The organism is Vibrio sp. TMPB1044 (genome assembly GCF_030442075.1).
Classification (GTDB): domain Bacteria; phylum Pseudomonadota; class Gammaproteobacteria; order Enterobacterales; family Vibrionaceae; genus Vibrio; species Vibrio satsumensis.
Map to the genome: position 1 here is coordinate 1 of NZ_JAUJED010000019.1, position 23,633 is coordinate 23,633.

Below are 23,633 nucleotides of genomic sequence, written 5' to 3' on the forward strand. Positions count from 1 at the left end.
TAAGTATTGCTTAGCAATGATACATTTTAGCTCTCGGCTATATTTGGACATAAAAAGACCCCCAATAATTGGTGTCCAACTATTGGGGGTCAGTTCATTTCGGGGGCTTTTTTGTGTCGAGTACCAGCCAAAGAAAAGGTATCGGAACAACACACAAAAAAAAGCCCAAACCAACGTGGTTTGGGCGGATACAAGTATAGGAGTTAATAAGGAAAATGCAGTAATTAAGAAAGCAGGGAGAAAAACAAGTTTGACGGCCTGTTAAACTTCTAAATACTCTGTTTTCTACATAATTTATGACCCTCCTTTTCAATTTCAGTTCCCAGAAAATTCATTAATTTTTCCTTTTTTTGTAAACACACGTCGATTCAATCGGTTAGTGCAGATTTTCATTAACTGGTACGACCAATTTGTGAAAATGTGATGTTGCTTGCTTGTTAAATAAATGTACTAAGCGTATATTTCAAACAGTTGTTTAATACGAGTGATTGAAATGGCACCAAGAAGTACAACCAAAGACAAAATCTTAGATGTGGCTGAAGGCTTATTTGCTGAGCACGGTTTTAATGACACCTCTTTACGCACTATTACGGGTAAAGCCAATGTCAATCTTGCTTCAGTGAACTACCACTTTGGCGATAAGAAGACTCTGGTTCGTGCCGTATTAAATCGATACTTAGAAGCATTTATGCCTGCACTGCAAGACGCTTTAGTGAACTTAAACTTGAACGAAACGTATTCTATGAGTGACGTGTTTGAGTCTTTAAGACAGCCACTAAGAGCACTTAACGATGTAAGGCCAAATGGTACGAGCCGATTTATGTTACTCATTGGTAGAGGCTATACGGATGTGCAAGGTCACTTGCGTTGGTTCATTACAACTCGCTACAGCGAAGTACTGACTCTGTTTACCAGCTCAGTAATGAAAGCCAATCCAAACCTCACTCAAGAACAGTTATTTTGGCGATTACACTTCACCCTAGGGACTTGTGTATTCACCATGGCATCAAGTCAGGCTCTGGTAGAAATTGCAGAGAATGACTATGGCAGAAAGATAGATGCTAAAGCGGTGGTCGATATTCTTATTCCATATTTAGCCGCTGGCATGTCAGCAGAAGAATAAAACAATAAAAAGCGAAACATTCACAACCAATATAGTGAACAAAAGGATCTGAACTATGAGCTCTCTAAGACAAAAATGGGTAAGTGACCCAGCTTTTAAACTCTTTAAAAAAGTACTACCACCACTATCTAGCACCGAGAAAGAAGCGATGGAAGCGGGTAGCGTGTGGTGGGACGGAGAGCTGTTTTCTGGTAAACCAGATTTCACTAAGCTGCACCAATATCCAAAACCTCAGCTGACAGCAGAAGAGCAATCGTTCATGGATAATGAACTTGAAACTTTGCTTGCTATGCTTGATGACCACCAAATCGTAAAAGAAGACCGAGACCTTCCTGAAGAGGTATGGACCTTCTTACGTAAAGAGCGTTTCTTTTCGCTAATTATTGCGAAAGAGTACGGCGGTCGTGAATTTTCAGCACACGCGAACTCGACTATCGTAACTAAGATTGCGACTCGTAGTATCAGTACTGCGGTTTCAGTCATGGTTCCAAACTCTCTTGGTCCAGGTGAGCTGCTGTCTCACTACGGTACTCAAGACCAAAAAGACTACTGGCTACCACGTCTTGCTGACGGTACCGATATCCCATGTTTTGCATTAACAGGCCCTGAAGCCGGTTCTGATGCGGGTGGTATCCCTGATGTCGGCACTGTGTGTATGGGAATGCACGAAGGTAAAGAGACGTTAGGTATTAAGCTTAACTGGAACAAACGCTACATTACACTAGCACCAGTAGCGACTGTACTTGGTTTGGCTTTCAAACTGCACGATCCTGAGAAACTACTTGGTGACAAGGAAGACATTGGTATCACTTGTGCATTAATCCCAGCTGATCATGAAGGTGTTGTGATTGGTGAGCGTCATGACCCACTTGGTCTTGCATTCATGAATGGTCCAACACGTGGTCACGATGTATTTATTCCTATGGAATGGCTAATCGGTGGCGCAGATTACGCAGGTAAAGGCTGGCGTATGCTGGTGGAATGTCTGTCTGCGGGGCGTGGTATTTCATTACCAGCGCTTGGCACGGCGATGGGCCACCTAACAGCGAAAACTACCGGTGCGTACGCTTATGTTCGTAAGCAGTTTGGTATGTCGATTGGTAAATTTGAAGGTGTTGCTGAGAGCCTAGGCCGTATTGGTGGCTTAACATACCTACTTGAAGCAACTCGTACACTGACAACCACTTCACTTGATATGAAAGAGAAGCCGGGTATCGTAACGGCTATCGCGAAATATCACATGACAGAAATGGCGCGTACGATTCTGAATGATTCGATGGATATCCACTCGGGTCGCGCAATTCAAGATGGCCCGATGAACTACTTGGCAGCGCCGTACCTAGGTATTCCGGTTGCTATCACAGTAGAAGGTGCGAATATCTTAACTCGTAACCTGATGATCTTCGGTCAAGGTGCGACACGTTGTCACCCATACGTGTTAAGCGAAATGGAAGCGGCAGCAAACCCAGATGAGAAGCAAGGTGCGAAGGACTTCGATAACTTGTTGTTCAAGCATATTGGTCACGCGACTAAGAACACGTTTGGTGCGTTCGGTGCGGCATTAACAGGCTCTAAGTTCATTAAAGCGGATATGAGCGGCCCAACGAAGCCTTACTACCAAGACCTGACTCGCTTGAGCCGTGCGCTTGCTGTAAGTGCGGATTTCGCAATGCTTACACTAGGCGGCGAACTTAAACGCAAAGAGCTTATCTCTGCACGTCTAGGTGATGGTCTAAGTTACTTATACATGGCGTCTGCAGCGCTTAAGAAGTATGAAGACGAAGGTCGTCAACAAGCTGACCTTGACTACGTACACTACGCGGTTCAGCACTGTTTCCATAACGCGGCGAAATCGTTACAAGAAGCGTACAGAAACTTCCCGAACAAGATGGTTGGTAAAGTACTTAAAGGTCTTGTTTTCCCTGTAGGTAACCACTTTGAAAAACCAAGTGATAACCTAACGGTACAACTGGCTGAAAGCTTGATGACTCCGGGTGCACACCGTGAACGTCTGACTCATCTTTGCTACATCGGTAAAGAAGAAGAGGATAGCGTTGGCCTGATGGAGAACGCGTTCAATGCGATGTACAGCATTAAGCCTCTTGAGCGTAAGATCTTCAAAGCGGTGAAAGAGGGCAAAGTTGCTCGTAAAGGTTTGTTAGAAGATAAACTTGCTCAAGCACTTGCTGCTGATGTACTAACGCAAGAAGAAGTTGACCAGATTGTGGCTGCCGATAAGCTGCGTTACGCTGCGATTCAAGTCGACCACTTCAGTCATGACTTTAGTGAAACTTTGACGCGAAAAGAGTTAAAACCTAAGCTAAATAGCGTTGCTTAGATAACGGAATGATAAAAGGCACCTAATCAGGTGCCTTTTTTGTTTTTGTCGTAGAAGTCGCAATAGACGCGTTAACAAATGGTGACTTAGTCAGCAAATATTCACTGAGTGCTCCAACCACTTGCATTTTCACCACATTTTTACAGAAATTAGATGCCATTTGCGTACGAAACTTTTATCCTTAACCTGATTTTTTAAGGAAGTTGAATATGATCATCAAACCTCGAATTCGCGGATTCATCTGTACTACAACACATCCAGTCGGTTGTGAAGCTAATGTAAAAGAACAAATTGCTTACACAAAAGCTCAAGGCCCAATCGCAAACGCACCTAAACGTGTACTAGTTGTTGGCTCTTCAAGTGGCTACGGCTTGTCTTCACGTATTGCGGCTGCATTTGGTGGCGGCGCTTCAACTATCGGTGTTTTCTTCGAGAAAGCCGGTACTGAGAAAAAGCCGGGCACAGCTGGTTTCTACAACTCAGCAGCGTTCGACAAGCTAGCTAAAGAAGAAGGCCTGTATTCAAAAAGCCTGAACGGCGATGCTTTCTCTAACGAAGCGAAACAGAAAACAATTGATCTGATCAAAGAAGATCTAGGTCAAATCGATATGGTTGTGTACTCACTGGCGTCTCCAGTGCGTAAAATGCCAGAGACTGGCGAAGTGATTCGTTCAGCTCTAAAACCTATCGGTGAAACGTACACATCAACTGCGGTTGATACAAACAAAGACATGATCATCGAAGCAAGTGTTGAACCTGCATCTGAAGAAGAGATCAAAGACACTGTTACTGTAATGGGCGGTGAAGATTGGGAACTTTGGATCAATGCTCTATCTGAAGCGGGTGTTCTAGCTGACGGTTGTAAGACTGTTGCTTACAGCTACATCGGTACTGAACTAACGTGGCCAATCTACTGGGATGGCGCGCTAGGTAAAGCTAAGATGGATCTAGACCGTGCAGCGTCAGCGCTTAACGAGAAACTAGGCCAAACTGGCGGCACTGCAAACGTTGCTGTTCTTAAGTCTGTTGTGACTCAAGCAAGTTCTGCGATTCCTGTTATGCCTCTTTACATCGCGATGGTATTCAAGAGGATGCGTGAAGAAGGTATTCACGAAGGTTGTATGGAACAGATCTTCCGTATGTTCAGCCAACGTCTATACAAAGAAGACGGCAGCGCTCCAGAAGTGGATGAAGTAAATCGTCTACGCCTAGATGACTTAGAACTTCGCGAAGACATTCAAGATCACTGTCGTAACCTATGGCCTCAAATCACAACTGAGAACCTGAAAGAACTGACTGACTACGTAGAATACAAAGAAGAGTTCTTGAAGCTATTCGGTTTCGGTGTTGAAGGTGTTGATTACGAAGCTGAGGTTAACCCAGCTGTTGAGTTTGATGTAGCTGACATCTAATTCAAGTTATCGAATCTAAACGAAATAGGCGCTCATTGAGCGCCTATTTTTTTGTCTGTTATCTGAGTAAAGAAATTAGGAGCAGATACGGGATACGAGTAGAGAGATGCGAAAAGATTTAAGAGCAGATATGGGATTCGAGGTTCGACGAGCTCTAAGAGCAAGTGAGAGAGAAGGAGTTATAAAAAATGCACTAACCCAAGGTGAATTAGTGCATTTAAAATATCTAATCTAAAGCGCTATAACGCTGAATAAACTAGCTAATGATGATGATAAAAGTACCTGCTAAGGTCATTAATATATTGGCTATCGCATAGGTACCTGCATAACCCAGAGCCGGAATGGTTGAGCGAGCATGGTCGTTTACGATGTCCATTGCTGGAGCACAGGTTCGTGCACCGATGATCGCACCAAACAGCAGCGCGCGGTTCATTTTCAGCACGTAAGCGCCAACTAAGTAAGCGAAGAATACCGGTAGCACACTCACCACCAGAGCAATACCAATGACCTGTGGGCCAACTTGGGTTAAGTGCTCAAATATCTTACCACCGGCGCTTAAGCCGATACCGACCATAAAGAACATCAAACCGAGGTCTTTGACCATATTCAACGCACCCTGAGGTACATAACCGAAAGTAGGGTGGTTCGCTCGTAGGAAACCAAGCATGATGCCTGAAAGAAGAAGGCCTACTGCGTTACCTAGTCCAAACGAAACCTGACCGAATGTCATGGTGATCAAACCAAACAAAATACCCAGAATGAAGAAGCTACAGAAGGCCATCAAATCTGCCATTTGACTGTGGATTGAGATGAAACCAATTTTCTCTGCTAGGCCGTGGACACGACTCTTTTCGCCACTCACTTGCAGTACATCACCTTTAGAAAGCACGATGTTTAAGTCCATCGGCATTTCAATCTGAGCACGTACTACGCGGTTAAGGAAACAGCCGTATTCAGACAGGTTTAAGTCAGATAAGCGTTTACCTGCGATGCTGTCACTTTTGACGACAATCTCTTCTTCCACGATACGTAGATCGAGTAGGTTACGGTCGAAAACCTCTTTACCGTTACGGAAGCTTGGGTCTAGACGAGCGTGGCTGTCTGGGAAGCCAACCAATGCGATTTCATCGCCTTCTTGTAGAATTGCATCACCATCTGGGTGGGCAAGAATACCATTACGTCGAATACGTTCGATGTAACAGCCTGTTTGGCGATAGATGCCCAGTTCACGCAGGTTCTTACCATCAGTCCAAGAGATAAGCTCTGGGCCCACACGATAAGCACGAATAATAGGCAGATAAACCTTACGTTGGCCAGAAGCACCCAAACCACGTTCTTGAGCTATCTGCTCGGCCGAGTCGTGTAGGTTTACTTTCTGAAGTTTTGGAATCAGGCGAGCAAACATGATCATGCTGATTAAGCCAACCAAGTAAGCCATCGCGTAACCCACCGATAGGTTCTCGATAATCAGGCTCAAGTCCATGTTTCTTGGCACTTCAGCAAGCCCAGAATTAAGAGCGTCTTGTGCACCTACCAAGATTGGCGTTGCTGTAAGCGCACCTGCCATCATGCCGGCAGATAAGCCGAAGCCAAGGCCAAGGTAATGACTGCTGAAATAGGTGAGGGCAATAGCTGTAGAAAGTACCACAAGGCTCAGAATGAGGTAGTGCTTACCGTCTCTAAAGAAAATACCGAAGAAGTTCGGCCCAGCCTCAATGCCAACACAGTAGATAAACAGCATGAAACCAATGGTTAGCGCATCTGCGTTAAAGGAAAAGCCAAGATGTCCCATAACGAGGGAAGTAATCAGAACACCGATTGAATTGCCGAGTTGGAGACTACCGAAACGAATTTTACCAATGGCTAATCCAATCGATAAAACAACAAAGATGAGGAGAATGGGGTTTTGTTCTAACAGAAAAACAACGTCGATATTCACAGTGGTCGCTCAATAATTGGCGTGAAACACAGGGTAAGTTTGAGAGGTGAATTGTATCTAAATATAAATAAATTATAAGCGATATTTTGCTATTTTACTTGATTTTGACCTTATTCCTATTCCGTACGAAAACTGGTCATAAAAAAAGCCCGCTACAGTGAGCGGGCTTCTTATAAGTCGTACAGTCTAACGCTAAAATTGGTCAGCTGTTTAAGGCTATAACCTTAGATCTCTTAAGAGAAATCTTCGCTTAGTCGAAAAGACCTAGGTTTTCTTTTGCGTATGCTTCAAATTCTGTGCAGCCGCCGATGTGGTCTTGATCGATGAAGATTTGTGGAACTGTGTCTACTGGCTTACCCACTGTTTTCTCTAGGTCAGCTTTGCTGATACCTTCAGCGTGAATGTCAACGTAACGGTAGTTGAAGTCATCACGTTTAGCTTTAAGAGTTTCAGCATGCTCTTTTGCACGAACACAGAATGGGCAAGCAGGGCGACCAAAAATAACTACAAACATTTAATTTCTCCTAAATACGGGATGAGGCTCGTTAACTCATTTATGTTAACTATTCTTTTATGAATGCCACTCAAAATTTCTTAAAACCAACTATGCCTCAATGCCATGGGGAAATAAAGATGGAATTGCCTCTTAATACAATAGGTTTTGCCTATCAGAGCAAATAATGGTCACAAAAAGGATCCATGCTGATTTCTGATGGGTATCTAGATTGATTACCCTTAATTTAAGAGTGTGAATTACCCCTAAGAATACGACTTTAATTCATCTTTAATGCGACAAGTTGCACCTCGTCAAAAAAAGCTCATACAGAACGAGGCATCTTAATACTGATGCACGATATAAAGGCTAAATTCCAACAACCAAGAGTTCGCAGTTTTGTTCGGTCATAGGCGCAGGAGGCACCATGTTTCAATTTATGACATCTACAAAGATCATCTTTGGTGATGGAGCACTTTCCGCTTCATTGTCTCTCTTTAATCAATATGGCTACAGCGTGCTATTGGTTACTGGTAATACATTGGAGCGCACCTCAATTGTTACTGACTATCTAGATGCACAGAGCATGCGTTATCAGCACATTGCCGTATCGGGCGAACCCAATATCAAAATGGTCGAGGAGGCTGCCACGTCTGCACGTCGATTTAAGCCAGATATGGTGGTCGCAATGGGCGGCGGCAGTGCCATCGATATGGGGAAAGCGCTAGCTGCTGTTTTACCTAACCAAGGCAACTTATACGATTATGTTGAAGTTGTCGGACGTAATGTTCCTCTTAAAACTAAACCGCTTCCATTCATCGCTATTCCTACCACGGCCAGTACCGGCGCCGAGGTAACTAAAAATGCGGTGCTTAAATCAGGCCAAGACCAAGTTAAGATCAGCCTTAGAAGTCCAGATATGTTGGCTGACGTTGCGATTGTCGACCCAACCCTAACTCATGGAACTAATCTGTATTTATCTGGGCGAGGTGCGATGGATGCCTTTACTCATCTAATGGAAGCCTACGTGTGTGGCGAACCGAACCCACTGACCGATATGATCTGCGAAGAAGGATTACGTAAGCTGAGTAGTTCGGTAATTCAGGCGTGTATTTATAATGAACCTCAAGCGCGTTCTGATCTCGCTTTTGCTTCAATGCTGGGTGGAATGGCAATCACTAATGCAAAGCTTGGTGCTGCACACGGATTAGCTTCTGCATTAGGCGGTAAGATTTCTGCGCCTCACAGTGTGATTACCGCGCGCTTAGCGCCATTTGTGATGTTAGAGAACATAGCTGTAGCGAAAGAGCACCAAAGAAGCGATATCCTAGTGCGTTATCAACGAATCGCTCAGATAGTGACGGGGAACGTCAAGGCGAAAGAAGAAGAGGCAATTTCTTGGTTATCTGAAGTGTTAGATACACTTAAGTTACCCAACTTGTTGGAATTTGGTGTTTGTGAAGCCCAGTTTGATGAGGTATCTGCAGATGCGTTGAAGTCAGTTGCGATAAAAGGAAACCCTCTACCGTTGAATCAAGAGAGGCTAGTTCATATTTTAGAGCAGGTTTGTCAAGAGTGCAGTTGCGGCAGTGATTACCGTGAGATAGCGCTACTGAATCAGGATGAACTTATCAACCAGCCTCAAACTGCGGAATCGAGTTTTACCATTATCAACTCTTATGCCTCTGAGAACAGTGTGGTTGAGAAGGGAAATAGTTGGACTATCTAGCTGTATTCAATCGTATCAAAAGACAAATAAAAACGGAGCGCTAGGCTCCGTTTTCTAATTCAATTTTTCCTGGTCATGTCTTAACAGACTAGAACTGAGAGTATTTTTCGTAACGTGAATCACGAAGCGACTCTTTCACTCGTTTTAGGTTCTCTCTGAAACCAGAACCGCGACGCAGTGTAAAGCCAGTCGCTAACACATCAATAACCGTCATTTGAACAACACGGCTTGCCATTGGCATATAAACGTCAGTGTCTTCCGGTACATCCAATGAGATAGAAAGCGAGCTTGCTTTATCTAATGGAGAGTCCTTCGCTGTGATAGCAATAACGGTTGCGCCGTTTTCACGAGCTAGGTTCGCAATCTCAACTTGGCTCTTAGTGCGACCAGTGTGAGAGATAAGAACGATAACGTCGTTATCACTGCAGTTAATACAGCTCATTCGTTGCATCACGATGTCTTCGAAACAAGTGATTGGGATATTAAAACGAATAAACTTGTTTTGAGCGTCTTTTGCTACGGCAGAAGAGGCACCCAGTCCGAAGAACGAGATGCGTTTTGCTTGAGTCAGCAAGTCGACCGCACGGTTTACTTGCATCGCATCTAGACTGTTTTTAGCAACGTCTAGACATGCCATAGTCGATTCGAAAATCTTATGCGTATAAGCATCTGGACCATCGTCTTCTTCAACGTTACGGTTCACGTAAGGTGTACCGTTCGCCAAGCTTTGAGCTAGGTGAAGTTTGAAGTCAGGGAAGCCCTTAGTGTCTAAACGACGACAGAAGCGGTTAACTGTAGGCTCACTTACGTCAGCCATCTTAGCTAAGGTAGCAATGCTAGAATGGATTGCAGTTTGAGGGGAAGCCATGATTACTTCGGCTACCTTACGCTCAGACTTGCTGAAATTTTCCAGGTTTTTTTGTATTTTTTCTAATGTATTCATAGTGTTCACAAGGGTATAGAGAACAACTTGCCAGTTAATATCTTTTACCAGGGGGTATGGCTGAAACAAATATCAATAATCACAAAACCAAACTTAATTCAGTATCGTAAATACTGCTGCTTCAAATAGATATCAAGCTAACTAGCACCATAGAGTCAGTATAAACCCAACATACTATTTACTAATACAAAAACACGGCATGAATGCTTAAGAATATGACAAACCTCAACAAAATTTTAGAAAAGTACAGAATTGGAAGAGGGTTTGAGCAAAAAGAATGCAAATTGAGTATGAACTGACAGCTTAGTTACATCAAAAAGAAAGAAATTTTCAATTTGATGCAACTAAAATTGAATGGCTATGCGTTGATTTGCGTAACCAACTTGGTGATTTTACCTATCAAGTTAGGCGCTAGTTTAGAGATTTCGCGTTGTTCTTCAAGCACTGAAGAAAGTATCTCATTGCCTGTTAGTGGGTTAGCTAACACCACGCGGAAAACAATGATTGGCTGGTGTGCCCATGTTTCAGGATTTAAGCGAGTACGTGACACAAAAGATTTGCCGGTTTCACGCTGCTTCTTCTGAATAAACTTAGTAAGTTCGTTAAGCAACTCGTTCAGCTGCATGCGTTGTTCAGGCTCGGCTTTAAGTAGCGCAGCTTTAACTGATTCAGGTACATAACGATAAGTCAGCAGGCAAAGCTCTGGCTCTGATACTAACTCAAAATCGCTTTGCTGTTTAATCAGATCGGCAAAGTAACGCGCTTTGTTGATGCTTTGGTCGATCAACAGCTCATAACCTGGGCGGCTAATGATGTGCATAGCTGCGTAAACCAACATCGCCATGCCTGAACGTGAGCCTTCTAATGTATGACTACCTAAGTCTTTAGAACCTTTACGTAGGATGTATTGAGCATGATGCTCAATCGCTGTCATCGCATCTGGCTTCTTAAATAGAACCATTCCTGCACCCATAGGGATGTAAAGCTGTTTGTGCGCATCGATGGTGACAGAGTCAGCCAATTCGATACCATCAAGCAGATGACGATGATTGTTAGACATCAAGGTTGCACCGCCCCAAGCAGCATCCACATGGAAGTGACAATCTGATTCGGCACACACCTCAGCAATGTCTCTTAGCGGGTCGATATTACCGGTTTCGGTTGTACCAGCTACACCAATGACGGCGAAAGGTTTGATCTTGTTCTGTTTGAGCTGCTCAATCTTGAGTCGGAGATCATCCGTACAAATACGGTTGTCGTTATCCGTTTTAACAGACACTAGACCTTCTTGACCAATACCAAGGACATCCGCGGCTTTTTTCAGAGAGTAGTGACCACGTTCAGAGACTAAGATGGCTAGGCCTTCGTAGTCGTAGTGCTTCATGGCTTTAAACAAGCCTTCTTTTTCCACACCTTTGAACGAACCTTGCGCTTTTAGTGCGTTGTTACGTGCAACCCAAAGCGCAGTAATGTTCGCGATGGTACCACCAGAACAAAACGCACCTAAAGAGTGGTTTGCACTGTGCATCCAACGTGAATAAAACTGGTCACTATCTTGATAAATCAGGCGATGTAACATACCCAGAACTTGACGTTCTAGGGGAGTGAAAGCTTTTGAAGTCTCGATTTTTACTAGATTCTGATTCAACGCAATCATGATTTTAGAAAGCGGCATCAGGAAGTACGGCAAAGCAGAGGTCATGTGGCCAATGAAACTTGGCGAAGACGTGTGAACCGAATGAGACACAAGAGAATCGAGGAGATGCTCAGTATGTTCAGAAACAAACTCAGGCTGCTCTGGGATATGAGCATTTGAAAAATCTTTCTCAATTTCACGCAGTGGCTTTTCTTCAGCCACAATGTGTTCACGTAAGAATTGATTCAGGTTTCGTGAAAGTTTGTCTTCAATTTGAGTGAGTGTTGAATCTGGGCCTTCAGGTACCGTGAAGATACGTAGAAGACTGTCGAAGCTAACATCTGCAGTTTTTTGTTCCGTAACCATAGCAAGCGAGTTATTTTTCTAATATTGACGCGAGCGGGACAATCTAAACGAAAACGGGAACAATGTCCCGTCTTAATTATGAAATCCAACTTCTCAAAAAAGCCTATTAAATGAGGGGTTATTTACACTTAATCGCTTCTAGTTTACTAATCGACTGGTTGTAGCGCTGCAGCGCTGAGTCGATTTGTTTAGGGTGACTAAGCAGCTCTGCAAAGGCCGAACGTAGCTCGTAGTTTTGAGCGTGAGGCGTTGATTGGCGGTCGTCGAACGTTGTTTTCGCGATTTTACCAAGCTCATCATCACGTGTGGATAGCGTTTTAATATCGTGTTGCTCGAGTTGCAACCAACCTTCTACAGGTTGCTCTGTTGCCACTTTACTTGAATCGTTCACAAGGTAGTAGTTAACCGCAGCACGGTTAAGCTCGAAGTGGTGCTTACGACCTTCTAGGAACCACTCACTGACTTCTGTTAGTTCTGGATATTGCTCAGAGGTTAATGCAGCAAGGTCGGCATACCAATTCAAAGAAGCGTCGATGTACGCATCATATTTTTTTGCTTGGCACTGGTTTGTCTCAGACATTGAATCTGCTGCAAAAGAGAAAGTAGAAGTTGAAGCTAGCAGTAATGCGACGCAAAGGCGTTTCATAGTGGTTCCTTTTGTAAGTTTATTCTTTTTATAACTTTGTCGTTACAGGTTACCGTGATCGTTATTTGTTGAGCAATGACACTTAGTGTCTTTTTATTTCGATAACTGTATCGGTGTCTTGGGCATTGGTATTCGAGTTGCATTCTAATCTAAAACAAACGCTATTCCTGCGATCTAGTTAGCAAGAGATACAAAGAACAACATCAATATCGGAACAAGCAAGCTTAGGATAAAGCCACTGACGATAGCGATAGGCACACATCGGACGCCACCTGTTGTTTGAATGACCGGTAGGGTGAAGTCCATCGCCGTAGCACCAGCATAACCAATGGAAGTGCATGGATAGCTGCGAATCAGTACTGGAATCAGTACCAAGGCAACCAACTCTCTTAATAGCTCAAGCATGAAAGATGCGCCGCCATAGACTGGGCCAAAGGCGTCACCCATCAAGATACCTGCCAGAGAGTACCAGCCAAATCCAGAAGACATAGCTAGGGCTTTGAAAAGAGGAATATCAAGAATATAAGCCGCGATCACACCGCCTAACATTGAGGTAGTGATAATCGTGATTGCGATGAACATGCCATGTTTGTTGAGCAGGATCTGACGAAGTGTCAGCCCGCTATTACGCAGTTGAATGCCGATAAAGAAGAGAAGAACAAACAGAATCCATTCGCTTGCGGTATCAACCCAATCAAGGCTAATAGGCATTACTAAACCAGCGATAAGGCCTGAACCCACCACAAGGATCAGCTTGGCAGACTCCATTGCCATAGAAGATAGGGGCAGTTTCTTGTTACTGCTGTCAGTCTTGAGTGGCAGTAACTTATCAATAGCGGGCAGAGCCATCAGGTTACAAACGCTTAAGCAGACAAAGAAAGTGGCGGTATAAAGAAGGATTGTCTGCAGGTTACTGCCCAGATTATCAAGAGCGGCTAAGCTTAACCCCATTAATGCGAGAATCACGTAGATCAACCGCGATGTTGAGCGGTTGATGAATTCGAGCGTTTGAGTGTTTGAAATAGAAAAAAGATACCCCACGACGAGTGGCGCAAATATAAAGATCATCCCTGTAAACATGCTTTCCTCGTTGCATTTATTTCATATTACATTTACTTGTAATTTAACAGTGACTTAGAAGCCGCTAGTATTGATCACGTCGCTTAGCTTTGCATTAAAATCACGTTTGCTCAAGTTGCTTAATTTATAAAGCACCTCTGCACCCGTCACGTTAAGTTCAACTTCGTGATCATCGATGTTCTCGTCCTTGTTTCTGAACATCAGCAGGTGGTTAGCGATTCGAGCGATATCCAAGTAAGACACTTCACGCTGTTCATGGCTATTGATGGTATTGCTACACACATCAATAAAGTCGCTGTCGAAACCCCAACGGTTAAGTACCAATTTACTGGTCGCAGAGCACTGGCCTTGGAATATTTGTAGGGCGATATTGTGGTCTAGGTAATTGCCGTTCTCAAGGTAAAGGTGGTATTCGCTAACCAAGCAGAACAAGCCAATGTCAGCGAGTAATCCAACAAGCAGTGACTTCTCATGTTCAAGGTAGCGGTATTCAATAGGGGAGAGCTCTTTGAAGCCGTTGGTAACTAATACCATGGTTGCGCCTAGCTCTTTTGACACAGAAGCACTCTGAACCAATAACTCATTACACTCTTTACTTAGGTTGACTGAATGCTTGAGTTGTTCAATAGCCTGAGCCGTAACGATGTCACGCACTCTTAATATACCAAGGCGTGATACGGCCGTCATAATATCGACACAAGTAATGTTGCGCCTGTTGAAAACAACGGAGTTAGCTACGCGAATGACGATAGCTGTGAGGCCTGGATCTTCGAGTAAGCACTCGGCAACTTCGGCAATTCCGGTTGAGTCTAGGGTACAAAGCTTTTGAATTTTCAGTACAACGTTAGGGATAGGAGGAAGTGTTATTTTTCCCGCTGAGATAGAATGGCCAACAAGTTGGGCAAACTCTGATTCTAGACCCTTTAGGAGAAGAGCCTTATTTTGTGGTAGCCAGAAAAACGATAAATGATTCATATAAAAAGTAAAAACATGTATGTTCTTCCATTTTACAAGCCAGGATGCTGGGAGGCAATACTCATCCGACGACATAACCTTTAATAATTTGAAGCGGTGTATCAGTGAGTGTCAAAATTCAAGCATGGTTTGATAGTTTAGTGTGATGTGAATCATGAAAAACCAGAATGCTCAATTGATTGATGTGAACTAAGTCCAGACTTATTTTTCTTTTCGAAGTATGATTTATTTCAAGGTGAAAAACGAAATCATAATATTCACCTAAACAATAAATAGATAAAAATTTTTCGCATAAAAAGCTGCTTGTCTGGTGATCAACCTAATCGGGGTAATTTGATTAAGGATCAACGGATATGACCGAGACAGCATTTATTAATTACGTGAATCAATTTGGTGAGCATCAAAAACGTTCTATGTTTGGAGGTATTGGCCTCTTTCAAAATGACGCTATGTTCGCTTTATTGAGTGAAGGTTGTTTATTCATTAGAGGTGGAAAGTCATTAGATAAGAAACTGACCGATCTTGATTGTGAAAAGTATCGTCATGTAAAAAAACAGACAACAGCAACCGTAAACTACTACGATATTACGGATCTGTTTACCTGTGAACATCCTGAATTGGATTGTATTATTCGTACTTCAATCGATAATTCAATTCAGCAGCGTAGCTTCAAGAAGTCATCAGCTAGCCGTAGATTAAGAGATCTACCAAACATGCAACTTACATTAGAGCGCATGGTTAAAAAGGCGGGCGTGGATGATGTTTCAATGTTTATGCAGTTGGGCGCGCCTGAAGTGTTTAATAAGGTTCGCGAAGCGTACGGAAACGATGTTGACCTAAAACTACTTTGGAAATTTGCGGGTGCAATTGATGGTATTCACTGGAAACTATTACAAGAGCCACGCAAGCAGCAATTACTAAAGAGCTGCCACTAAAGAAGTTTGCCTTATATGCTTAAGATTACTGTTAATAAATAAAAACCGAGGAATGTCCTCGGTTTTTTGTTTTTGTCTTAGCTAGTTTGAGAGGCTAAGTGCTCATTAAGAGCTAGCTGGGCTTTAAGTATCAGTACTTGAAGCGAGCAGTGAACATAAGTTGGTCACCGTAGAAGTCGTTAATACGAGCTTCAGCGCCTAGAGAGAATAGCTCTGTAGAGTGGAAACGCGCGTAAACAGAACCTGTCCAATCATCGTTGTCATCGATAGAAACGTAACCACCTTTACCACCAACTTCTAGTTGTGGACCAAGCCATTGACGAACACCAATGTTGATTTCCATACCGATATCAGTAGAGCTTGAGTTCTCAGGCTGAACGATACGAGCTAGCATTTCACCTGTTAGGTCTGCCCAGTTGTTTAACGGAGCGTGGAAACCAAGACCTACAGCAGAGTCGTAATCACCTTCAAATTCAGAGTCGATACGAGCTATAGCGTGAGCGTTCGGGTGAATTGACTTACTGAACGCGCCACCAAATGTTACTGGGCTAGCACCGATACGTGCTTCAAAGTAATCATAGTTAAAGTTGCTCATTACTTGTGGTTGTTCATCAACAGCTAGTGCTTGACCAGAAGCCAATAGCATAGCGGTAGTAAGTAGAATTTTGCGCATAACGACCGTAAACCTATATATAGTTAGTGTTAATTCCTTTGGTTTGAGACAAATCGGCAAACCATAAACATTGAGACAGTTTAATCTAACTCACGGAAAAGTAATCCTTTAAAATGTAAATCCTTACTCATTTAGTTAAAAAATAAGCAAATTAAGGATCAGTCTGCAACGGAGATCTCATGTTTTAGGGCGAATAAGGAAAATAGACGAGCAAATTATCCAAAATTTATATGTATTTGGACGGTTCTTATATCGGATGCTGCTTTTCTCAGTGTCTATTAACTATTCAGTGCTATTCACCAAAGCTGGTGCGTTTATCCGCCATTGAAGTCAGTATGCGCTCGGTATCTAAGATGGAAGTCCAGTTAAGCAATTGCTTGTCGTTGGCAATGACATAGTCAGTCAATTGTTGAGTAATCGTGTCTCTCAGTTGGTCACCTTGCCAAGGTTTTGAAATATAGAAATCAAGTGCAGCGTTATTAATGGCCGTGACGGTATCTTCCAGCCCAGCTTGCCCGGTGAGCAGCAGTTTACGTGTTGGCTTAGTCGCGTCGTGTTGGTTGAGTTCGATCAGAAAATCGATGCCTGTCTTTTCTGGCATGATGTGGTCACACAAGATCAAAGCGAGCTTAATACCATCTTGTCCCATTTCTTTAATGACTTGTTTAGCTTCGGCAACCGATTCTGCACCTTCCACGATAAAGTCCTCTTCAAATACAGCTAAGTCTTGAAGGACACTGTTGAGGACCTCAGGTTCATCATCGACACATAAAAGTAAGTACTTATTCATGAGGTGCTCCTTCTTGTTTGAATGGAAGCCACACTTGCATGTGAGTATGGCTACCTACCTCAGACTCAACCAAAATAAACCCTTGATGAGCCGAAACGATTTGTTGTGAAATGGATAACCCAATCCCTAAACCAAAGTTGCCTTCTTTTTTGGTCGTGAAATTTGGGTTGAAAATGGTGTTGATGTCTTCTTTGGCAATCCCGTGGCCAGTATCGGATATTTGCACCACAAGAAACGTGTCGTCGCCTTTTGTCTGTTGAGAGGTAGTAATGGACACTTTTCCTCGTTCGGAAAGGGCGTCAAGTGCATTGGAGATGAGGTTCGTCCACACTTGTTGCAGCGAGAGCGACTGGCACAATAAAGGCGGTAAGTCAGTGTCGTAATGCTTTTCCAGTTGGTGATGTTTGAGCCTGTTTTCAAAGATCACTAAGGTATCTTCAAGCCCTTCGTGGATATCTGTGTAGTGGCGAACTTCTTCATCTTCCCGGGCATAGCTTTTTAGGCTTTTGACCATGTCGGCAATACGCTTGCTGCACACTTGAATTGAGCGGATAGAGTTTCCAACATAGTGGTAATGCTCTAAGTCATTAAGCAGTTCTTTGCCTGCGACAGGGGACTCTTTCAAGGTGTCTAGTACCGAAGAATCTTGACTTAGGTTTAGTCTCACTGCCTTTTTTGCTAAAGCTCGGTCATCAATAGTTGATGTAAGATGTTTTACGAGCTGTCTTTCTTGAGCCGTCGACAGTGGCTTAGCTAACTTTGAATGTGCAAGTACGTCAGTCCCTTTATTGGACTCTGGGACGGATAGGTTTGCCAATATCTGGTCGAGATGTTCTGACAGAGTTTCGATGCTTCTCAATATTGCTGCAATCGGGTTATTCAGCTCATGTGCGACTCCCGCGACAAGCTGACCTAGCATTGCCATTTTTTCCTTCTCTATCAGTTGTTGATGAGCAGACTCGAGTGATTCCAACGTTTGCTGCAGTTTGATCTTATTGGTGATACTTCTTTGTAGGCGCCGGTTAAAGTGACGAAGCAATAGATTAGTAAATAGCGGCAGCAAGGTATTGTTGGAATGCATCACCTGAGCAAAGCTATCTTTATCCAGCTTGATAACGCGTGTTTGCGTTAGGGTTATCGCGGTAGAAAAGGAGGGCTCACCGGTCACGAATGACATCCCGCCGACAATGTTCCCCTTGGAGTGACGTACCACTTCTCGCTGTTGCCCCAACTCATCTTTCTTGTAGAGCGCAGCTTCTCCCTCAATGATTAGCCATAAAAAGCGATTGTCTTCACCTTCAACAGTGAGTAGATGTTCAGGGGAGTAGTTACGGATAGCCTTGTTTTTGTCATCTTTCGAAAATACATCTTGTAAGGCGCTAACGACACGTTCTGCAAGTGCATTATCAGAAAGCTGGTGGTAGTCGTGAATAAAACCCGATTGAAAAGAGTGAATCTTTTGCTCGATGTGGGCTCTGAGTAAGCGCTGTTGATCCAATGCGCCGCTGTAAGACAACAGGTTTTCGGAGTCGTATTGGATAACGAAAGACGTTAGCTCTTTTTGCGCTGATTTGAACAGAACCTGATCTTGAACTGGTTTGGTTAGACAGTGGTTGAGTCGGCCTTCATTCACTGCGGTCAGAATGGATTGAATGTCTGACGAGGCGCTGACTAATATCGTTCTTGCGGTATTACTATGGGGCAGCTGTTCCAGTTCAATAAGAAATTGCACGCCATTAAATTCAGAATGATGATGGGTGATCACCAAGGCAACGGTTTGGTGGTGATCATGGATATCTTCTAATGCTTGGTGCGCGTCTTCTATGTTCTCGGCAGTATAAATATCGAATACAGAAGCTAATGGAGCCAGCTCCGAACGTATTCTTTCAATGCTAACCGGATTATTGTCCAAGCAGATAACAGCGTATTGATTCACAGTTCAACCTTAGTAGTAGCGACGCTTCTAGCCTAGCAAGAACTGCTCAGTAAGGATGAGAGCTAGCCTTTAATTTACTGAGGCAATTGAAGTATCGAGCAATAGACTGATTTAACTCAATGTTTCTTGTTTGCTACTGATGGGTTAGACTAAAAAAAACAGACTAGTGTAGAAAGAGAACTCATGGAACAGTTAAGAAAAATTGGTGCAATTGGCGGAGCAATCTCATTAGCACTTTGCTGGCCGCTAGCGGTTGGACAAATTGGACAAAATGCGATTACCGATGGCGTTGCAAAGCTTAACAATTCAAGCATTCAAGCTGAGATCGTAGAATACGATAGAGGTTACTTGTCTTCCAACGTAACCACTCGTCTAACTGTGACGGATGAAAACCTGAAAGAGCAACTTGCGATCGATGGCCTGCCAAGTGAGTTTGTCATCAATAGTGCGGTTAGCCACGGTTTGGTGAGCCTAAATGCACTGTCGACGTTTGAGAATACTGATATTCTACCTCTAACTCTGACAACTAGCACTGAGCTAAATGGCAACACTGACTTTAACTTCGAGTTAAGCCAGTTCAATCATCAAGGCTCTGATGAGAATGGTACTTCGGTATCGATCACTAAATCGAATCTTTCTGGCCATGCTACTGTTTTAGGGCAGGTTGATTACGAGCTTTCTATTCCTTCAGTTCAAATTGATTTCGAAACCGGTGAAGAGGTAACGCTGTCTAATTTGAAAGGTGTTGGTTCAGGCCAACAAGCGAAAGGCTACTGGTTAGGAACCCAGAATTTCACTATCGATAGCTTCTTGGTTTCAGATTCTGCAATGCAGCCATTCATGACCATTGAAAACTCTAAGTACGATTTTGAATCGCACCTAGATGAAGCGACTAAGCGCCTGCGCAGCAATCTTAAACTGGATATCGCAAATATCGAGACCAGTGAAGGTCAGTTGAACAACTTAAACGTTGATTTTGAAATATCGAAATTAGATAGCGAATCATTCGAGAAAATCTTTGAGATTTACCAATCTAATCCAGTGCTGACGCAAGAAGACATCGCAGAGATCATTCCATTTATCGATATCCTGTTTGCTAAAGGCTTTGACCTTTCAATGAACAACATGTCGCTAGAACTAGGCAAGGGTCAATTCGAATCTAAGTGGTTGGTGAGCGTACCGGAAGGGACAGAAAATATCAGCAGCAACCCTTCGATGATCATGCCTGCATTAACGGGCAACGTTCACTCTAGCTTCTCAAATGAGCTTGTTGAAGAATACCCATTCATCCGTGAAGGTATCGATGAATTGCTTGTGATGGAAATGATCAAGCAAACAGAAAGTGGTTATGAAATCAGTGCTGACTTAGAAAATGGAAACCTAGTGTTCGAAAATGGACAAGAAATTCCGTTAATCGCTCTACTTATGCCAGTTTTTGTTCAGTAAACTGAGCTGGCTTTGATACTGATAGGGTGATTTAGCAGGTTAAGCTTAAACATTTTATACGGTACAAAACAAAAGAGGTCTTAAGACCTCTTTTGTTGTTTTTATGTTGGGTAAAACATGGTATTACTTGCATAGTTATTATTTAGCAGGAGCAATCATCCCCATGGAACTTACATTAGATAACGTATTCAACTTCAGTGCAGGTCCAGCCGCACTGCCTAAACCTGTAATGAAACAAGCGCAAGCAGACTTTATTGATTGGAATGGTTTAGGGACTTCCGTGATGGAAATTAGCCATCGCAGCAAGGAATTTATTCAAGTTGCTGACGAGTCCGAACAGGACTTACGTGATCTTCTGAACATCCCAGACAATTACAAAGTTCTTTTCTGTCAGGGGGGCGCTCGTGCTCAATTCGCTGCTGTTCCTCTAAACCTTTTAGGTGATGCGACGAAAGCGACTTACATCGATGCAGGTTACTGGGCGGAAAGTGCGGTAACTGAAGCAAGCAAGTACTGTGAGATCGATGTATTCAACGCGAAGACGTCAATTGATGGAAAAGCAGCGGTTGTTCCCGCTAAAGATTGGAAAATCGATCCAGAAGCGGCGTACGTACATTTCTGTCCAAACGAAACCATCGATGGTATTGAAATCAGTGAGCTTCCTCAAACTGATAAGCCAATCGTGGCGGACATGTCATCTAACATTCTGTCTCGTAAGATCGATGTGTCTCAGTACGGTGTTATCTACGCGGGCGCGCAAAAGAATATCGGTCCGGCTGGTATCTGCATCGCTATCGTACGTGATGATTTGCTAGATCTTGCAAATGACGTGTTGCCGAGTATTCTGAACTACAAAGTACTTGCTGAAAAAGACTCAATGTTCAACACACCACCAACGTACGCTTGGTACCTATCAGGCCTTGTGTTCAAGTGGCTGAAAGCTCAAGGTGGTGTTGAAGCGATGGAATTGGTGAATAAAGAGAAAGCAGCGTTGCTTTACAATGCTATCGATAGCTCAGTTTTCTACAAAAACGATGTTCACACTGCAAACCGTTCAAGAATGAACGTACCGTTCCAACTTGCGAAACCTGAGCTAGATGGCAAGTTCTTAGAATTGGCTGACGCTGCGGGTCTGAAATCACTAAAAGGCCATAGAGCTGTAGGTGGCATGAGAGCTTCGCTTTACAATGCGATGTCTCTAGAAGGTGTGCAAGCGCTTGTAAGCTTCATGAAAGATTTCGAAGAGAAGTACGCTTAATCTGGTCACACGAGATTAAACCATTCAAAGAGGAGCTATTAGCTCCTCTTTTTCTTTTTTAGCCCTTCAACCACTTCCCAGTAACACTAACTATTTTTTGCTGTTTAAACGAAATTGCTGCGGCGTGACGTTAAAATATGCTCTAAACGTCTTGATGTACGATGAGTCGTTTTGATAACCAACCAGGTCAGCAATTCGTTGAATCGAGAGTTCTTCATCAAGCAAAGATAATGAATAAATCAGTCGAATTTGTTGTCGCCACAGCTGAAATGACGTGTTGAATTCTTTTGAGAATAATCGCGATAATGTTCGTTCCGATGCTCCGACTTTTTCTCCCCATTCTTTGAGTGACAAGTCTAAATTTGGCTCATCAGTGAGGGCTTCAAATATCAACTTCAAACGCCTGTCTTGTGGCAATAACAGCTGAAATGTTTGCACGTTGTCTTTCATTATTTGGTCGTGCAATACGGACAGTAGGCGAGACACTTCTTCATCGCTCACCAAGCCCTCACACTGTCTTCGAATTTCTTGTAATAGCTCATTTAGAAAGGGAGTAAGTGTGATGGTTCGAACTTCGGGCTCATACTCCTTTCCAAAGGCTGGGTTAAGGTAAATACCAACAAACGTGGTATGGCTCAATGCGATAGACTCATGTGAAATACCGGCAGGTACAAATAAAGCCGATGTGTGCGGCACAAGGTGTTGATAGTGTTCTGTTTGAGTCTGTAGCAAACCTTTGAGTGGAAAGATCACTTGATGCCATGTGTGCTGGTGCATCGCATCGATGTAACCTTTCGGCATGTCGATAGTCTTAACGAGCGCGGGCGAATTTGGATTAGCGACCATCATCCTATTGGAGGTGACAACTCCGGTACGAGAATCAATTTGGCGGGTTAGCATGGTTAAGTGTCCTTATATCCCTACCTAGACGGGCGACCCTAGGCTATCATGCTCGGCAAAGAGAATGAAGTTGAGTAGCAGTGTCGTTTTATTTCACGCAGTTCAGCAAGTATGTTTTCAGTAAGAAGGAAGGGATATGAAGAAGTTAGGCGTAGTAAATAGTGTATTGGTAGGAAAAATTGTCGCCTTCGCACACGGAGCAAAAAGTGCTATTGATAAGCAAGTTTTATCAGAGCGCCAATACGCGACAGAGCTTGGTTTTACCAACGATGAACAAGGTGATCCGCGTTTCCATGGCGGCATTCAAAAAGCCCTTCATATCTACCCAAGCGAGCACTATTCAGTTTGGCAGAAAGAGTTAGGTGACAAAGGTATCTTTCAATCTTCAGGTGCATTTGGTGAGAACCTAAGCTCAAGTGGCATCACGGAACAATCTATTTGTTTGAAAGATAAGGTTCGTATCGGATCAACATTATTGGAAGTCTCACAAGGGCGTATGCCTTGTTGGAAACTCAATGTGCGATTCGAGCAGAACGATATGGCGAGAAGACTGCAAGACACGCTTCGAACAGGCTGGTATTTCCGTGTATTGGAAGAGGGCGATATTGGCGCAGGTGACGAGATTATTCTGTGTGAAAGGCCATACCCAGATTGGTCGCTCGCTCGTATCATGGGGGCTGTTTTCACAGGTAGTTTAGATAAAGAAGAGCTAAGTCAGATGGCTGAACTGCCATTGGTTGAATCATGGGGAGCGCTTGTTGCACGTCGCCTTGAAACAGGAAAAGTCGAAGACTGGGAAATGCGCTTGGTTGGGCCTACTGCGGTATAAAGCCAGTAGTGAAATTAAGAAAGCCCGCTAATTGCACATAGCGGGTTTTTTAATAGTGACAAATTTTCACTTTCAGTGTGGCTATAACCAGAAACTCTTCAAAGGCATCTCAGCATCAAAGTGATGAGCAATCTGCGCTTGGAGTAGCTCAGCAGTCGCAATCGCGTCAGTTAATGCATGATGCGG

19 protein-coding genes and 1 pseudogene are annotated in these 23,633 nt (G+C 43.4%); 8 read left to right on the forward strand and 12 right to left on the reverse strand.

Annotation, left to right across the window (positions count from 1 at the left end; all coding sequences use genetic code 11):
* Nucleotides 1-493: 493 nt before the first annotated feature.
* The 3 genes from QQ041_RS11995 (at nt 494) to fabV (ending at nt 4,873) form a co-directional block, all read left to right on the forward strand.
* The gene (locus tag QQ041_RS11995) at nt 494-1,123 is read left to right on the forward strand and encodes a TetR/AcrR family transcriptional regulator (RefSeq protein WP_285954009.1); all 630 of its coding nucleotides are present in this window, start codon (nt 494-496) and stop codon (nt 1,121-1,123) included.
* 55 nt (nt 1,124-1,178) lie between these two features.
* Nucleotides 1,179-3,461: an acyl-CoA dehydrogenase gene (locus QQ041_RS12000; protein WP_285954010.1), complete on the forward strand. Its 2,283-nt coding sequence runs from the start codon at nt 1,179-1,181 to the stop codon at nt 3,459-3,461.
* Nucleotides 3,462-3,670: 209 nt separating this feature from the next.
* Nucleotides 3,671-4,873 (forward strand): enoyl-ACP reductase FabV, encoded by a 1,203-nt coding sequence (gene fabV / locus QQ041_RS12005; RefSeq protein WP_285954011.1) that lies wholly within the window; start codon nt 3,671-3,673, stop codon nt 4,871-4,873.
* Nucleotides 4,874-5,129: 256 nt separating this feature from the next.
* Here the strand turns inward: fabV and QQ041_RS12010 are convergent, their stop codons facing one another.
* The gene (locus QQ041_RS12010; RefSeq protein WP_017630384.1) at nt 5,130-6,812 is read right to left on the reverse strand and encodes an aspartate:alanine antiporter; all 1,683 of its coding nucleotides are present in this window, start codon (nt 6,810-6,812) and stop codon (nt 5,130-5,132) included.
* 250 nt (nt 6,813-7,062) lie between these two features.
* Nucleotides 7,063-7,326 carry a GrxA family glutaredoxin gene (locus tag QQ041_RS12015; RefSeq protein WP_009847069.1) on the reverse strand — a complete coding sequence of 88 codons (264 nt, stop codon included), beginning with the start codon at nt 7,324-7,326 and terminating at the stop codon, nt 7,063-7,065.
* Nucleotides 7,327-7,732: 406 nt separating this feature from the next.
* Here QQ041_RS12015 and QQ041_RS12020 point away from each other — a divergent pair, with 406 nt between their 5' ends.
* Nucleotides 7,733-9,034, forward strand: a complete 1,302-nt coding sequence (locus QQ041_RS12020; protein ID WP_285954012.1) for an iron-containing alcohol dehydrogenase — start codon at nt 7,733-7,735, stop codon at nt 9,032-9,034.
* A gap of 88 nt (nt 9,035-9,122) precedes the next feature.
* On the opposite strand, the gene QQ041_RS12025 is transcribed toward QQ041_RS12020, so the two are convergent.
* From QQ041_RS12025 to QQ041_RS12045, 5 genes are all read right to left on the reverse strand, one after another.
* Nucleotides 9,123-9,977 carry a MurR/RpiR family transcriptional regulator gene (locus QQ041_RS12025; protein ID WP_004734686.1) on the reverse strand — a complete coding sequence of 285 codons (855 nt, stop codon included), beginning with the start codon at nt 9,975-9,977 and terminating at the stop codon, nt 9,123-9,125.
* Between the two features lie 358 nt (nt 9,978-10,335).
* The gene (gene panP / locus QQ041_RS12030; protein ID WP_285954013.1) at nt 10,336-11,979 is read right to left on the reverse strand and encodes a pyridoxal-dependent aspartate 1-decarboxylase PanP; all 1,644 of its coding nucleotides are present in this window, start codon (nt 11,977-11,979) and stop codon (nt 10,336-10,338) included.
* A gap of 118 nt (nt 11,980-12,097) precedes the next feature.
* Nucleotides 12,098-12,625 carry a hypothetical protein gene (locus QQ041_RS12035; protein WP_017065407.1) on the reverse strand — a complete coding sequence of 176 codons (528 nt, stop codon included), beginning with the start codon at nt 12,623-12,625 and terminating at the stop codon, nt 12,098-12,100.
* Nucleotides 12,626-12,799: 174 nt separating this feature from the next.
* A complete protein-coding gene (locus QQ041_RS12040; RefSeq protein ID WP_146492361.1) occupies nt 12,800-13,705 on the reverse strand; it encodes a lysine exporter LysO family protein in 906 nt (301 codons plus the stop codon).
* A 54-nt stretch (nt 13,706-13,759) separates the two neighbouring features.
* Nucleotides 13,760-14,680 carry an HDOD domain-containing protein gene (locus QQ041_RS12045; protein WP_285954014.1) on the reverse strand — a complete coding sequence of 307 codons (921 nt, stop codon included), beginning with the start codon at nt 14,678-14,680 and terminating at the stop codon, nt 13,760-13,762.
* 353 nt (nt 14,681-15,033) lie between these two features.
* Here QQ041_RS12045 and QQ041_RS12050 point away from each other — a divergent pair, with 353 nt between their 5' ends.
* Nucleotides 15,034-15,615, forward strand: a complete 582-nt coding sequence (locus tag QQ041_RS12050) for a TfoX/Sxy family DNA transformation protein (protein WP_060982740.1) — start codon at nt 15,034-15,036, stop codon at nt 15,613-15,615.
* A gap of 130 nt (nt 15,616-15,745) precedes the next feature.
* Here the strand turns inward: QQ041_RS12050 and QQ041_RS12055 are convergent, their stop codons facing one another.
* The 3 genes from QQ041_RS12055 to QQ041_RS12065 form a co-directional block, all read right to left on the reverse strand.
* Nucleotides 15,746-16,288 (reverse strand): hypothetical protein, encoded by a 543-nt coding sequence (locus QQ041_RS12055; protein WP_060982739.1) that lies wholly within the window; start codon nt 16,286-16,288, stop codon nt 15,746-15,748.
* Nucleotides 16,289-16,580: 292 nt separating this feature from the next.
* Complete coding sequence (locus tag QQ041_RS12060; RefSeq protein ID WP_285954015.1) at nt 16,581-17,078, reverse strand: response regulator; 498 nt, start codon at nt 17,076-17,078, stop codon at nt 16,581-16,583.
* Nucleotides 17,071-19,014: an ATP-binding protein gene (locus tag QQ041_RS12065; RefSeq protein ID WP_285954016.1), complete on the reverse strand. Its 1,944-nt coding sequence runs from the start codon at nt 19,012-19,014 to the stop codon at nt 17,071-17,073. Before QQ041_RS12065 ends, QQ041_RS12060 begins: the two co-directional genes overlap by 8 nt.
* Nucleotides 19,015-19,197: 183 nt before the next feature.
* On the opposite strand from QQ041_RS12065, the gene QQ041_RS12070 reads away from it, so the two are divergent.
* Nucleotides 19,198-20,460, forward strand: a complete 1,263-nt coding sequence (locus QQ041_RS12070) for a DUF945 family protein (RefSeq protein ID WP_146492357.1) — start codon at nt 19,198-19,200, stop codon at nt 20,458-20,460.
* 163 nt (nt 20,461-20,623) lie between these two features.
* Nucleotides 20,624-21,718, forward strand: coding sequence for a 3-phosphoserine/phosphohydroxythreonine transaminase (serC, locus tag QQ041_RS12075; RefSeq protein WP_285954017.1), 1,095 nt, complete (start codon nt 20,624-20,626; stop codon nt 21,716-21,718).
* Between the two features lie 90 nt (nt 21,719-21,808).
* Here the strand turns inward: serC and QQ041_RS12080 are convergent, their stop codons facing one another.
* Nucleotides 21,809-22,618: a helix-turn-helix transcriptional regulator gene (locus tag QQ041_RS12080; RefSeq protein ID WP_146492355.1), complete on the reverse strand. Its 810-nt coding sequence runs from the start codon at nt 22,616-22,618 to the stop codon at nt 21,809-21,811.
* 136 nt (nt 22,619-22,754) lie between these two features.
* Here QQ041_RS12080 and QQ041_RS12085 point away from each other — a divergent pair, with 136 nt between their 5' ends.
* Nucleotides 22,755-23,447, forward strand: a complete 693-nt coding sequence (locus tag QQ041_RS12085; RefSeq protein ID WP_285954018.1) for an MOSC domain-containing protein — start codon at nt 22,755-22,757, stop codon at nt 23,445-23,447.
* Between the two features lie 81 nt (nt 23,448-23,528).
* Here QQ041_RS12085 and QQ041_RS12090 read toward each other — a convergent pair.
* A pseudogene (locus tag QQ041_RS12090) lies at nt 23,529-23,633 on the reverse strand (3'-5' exonuclease); the annotation flags it as partial.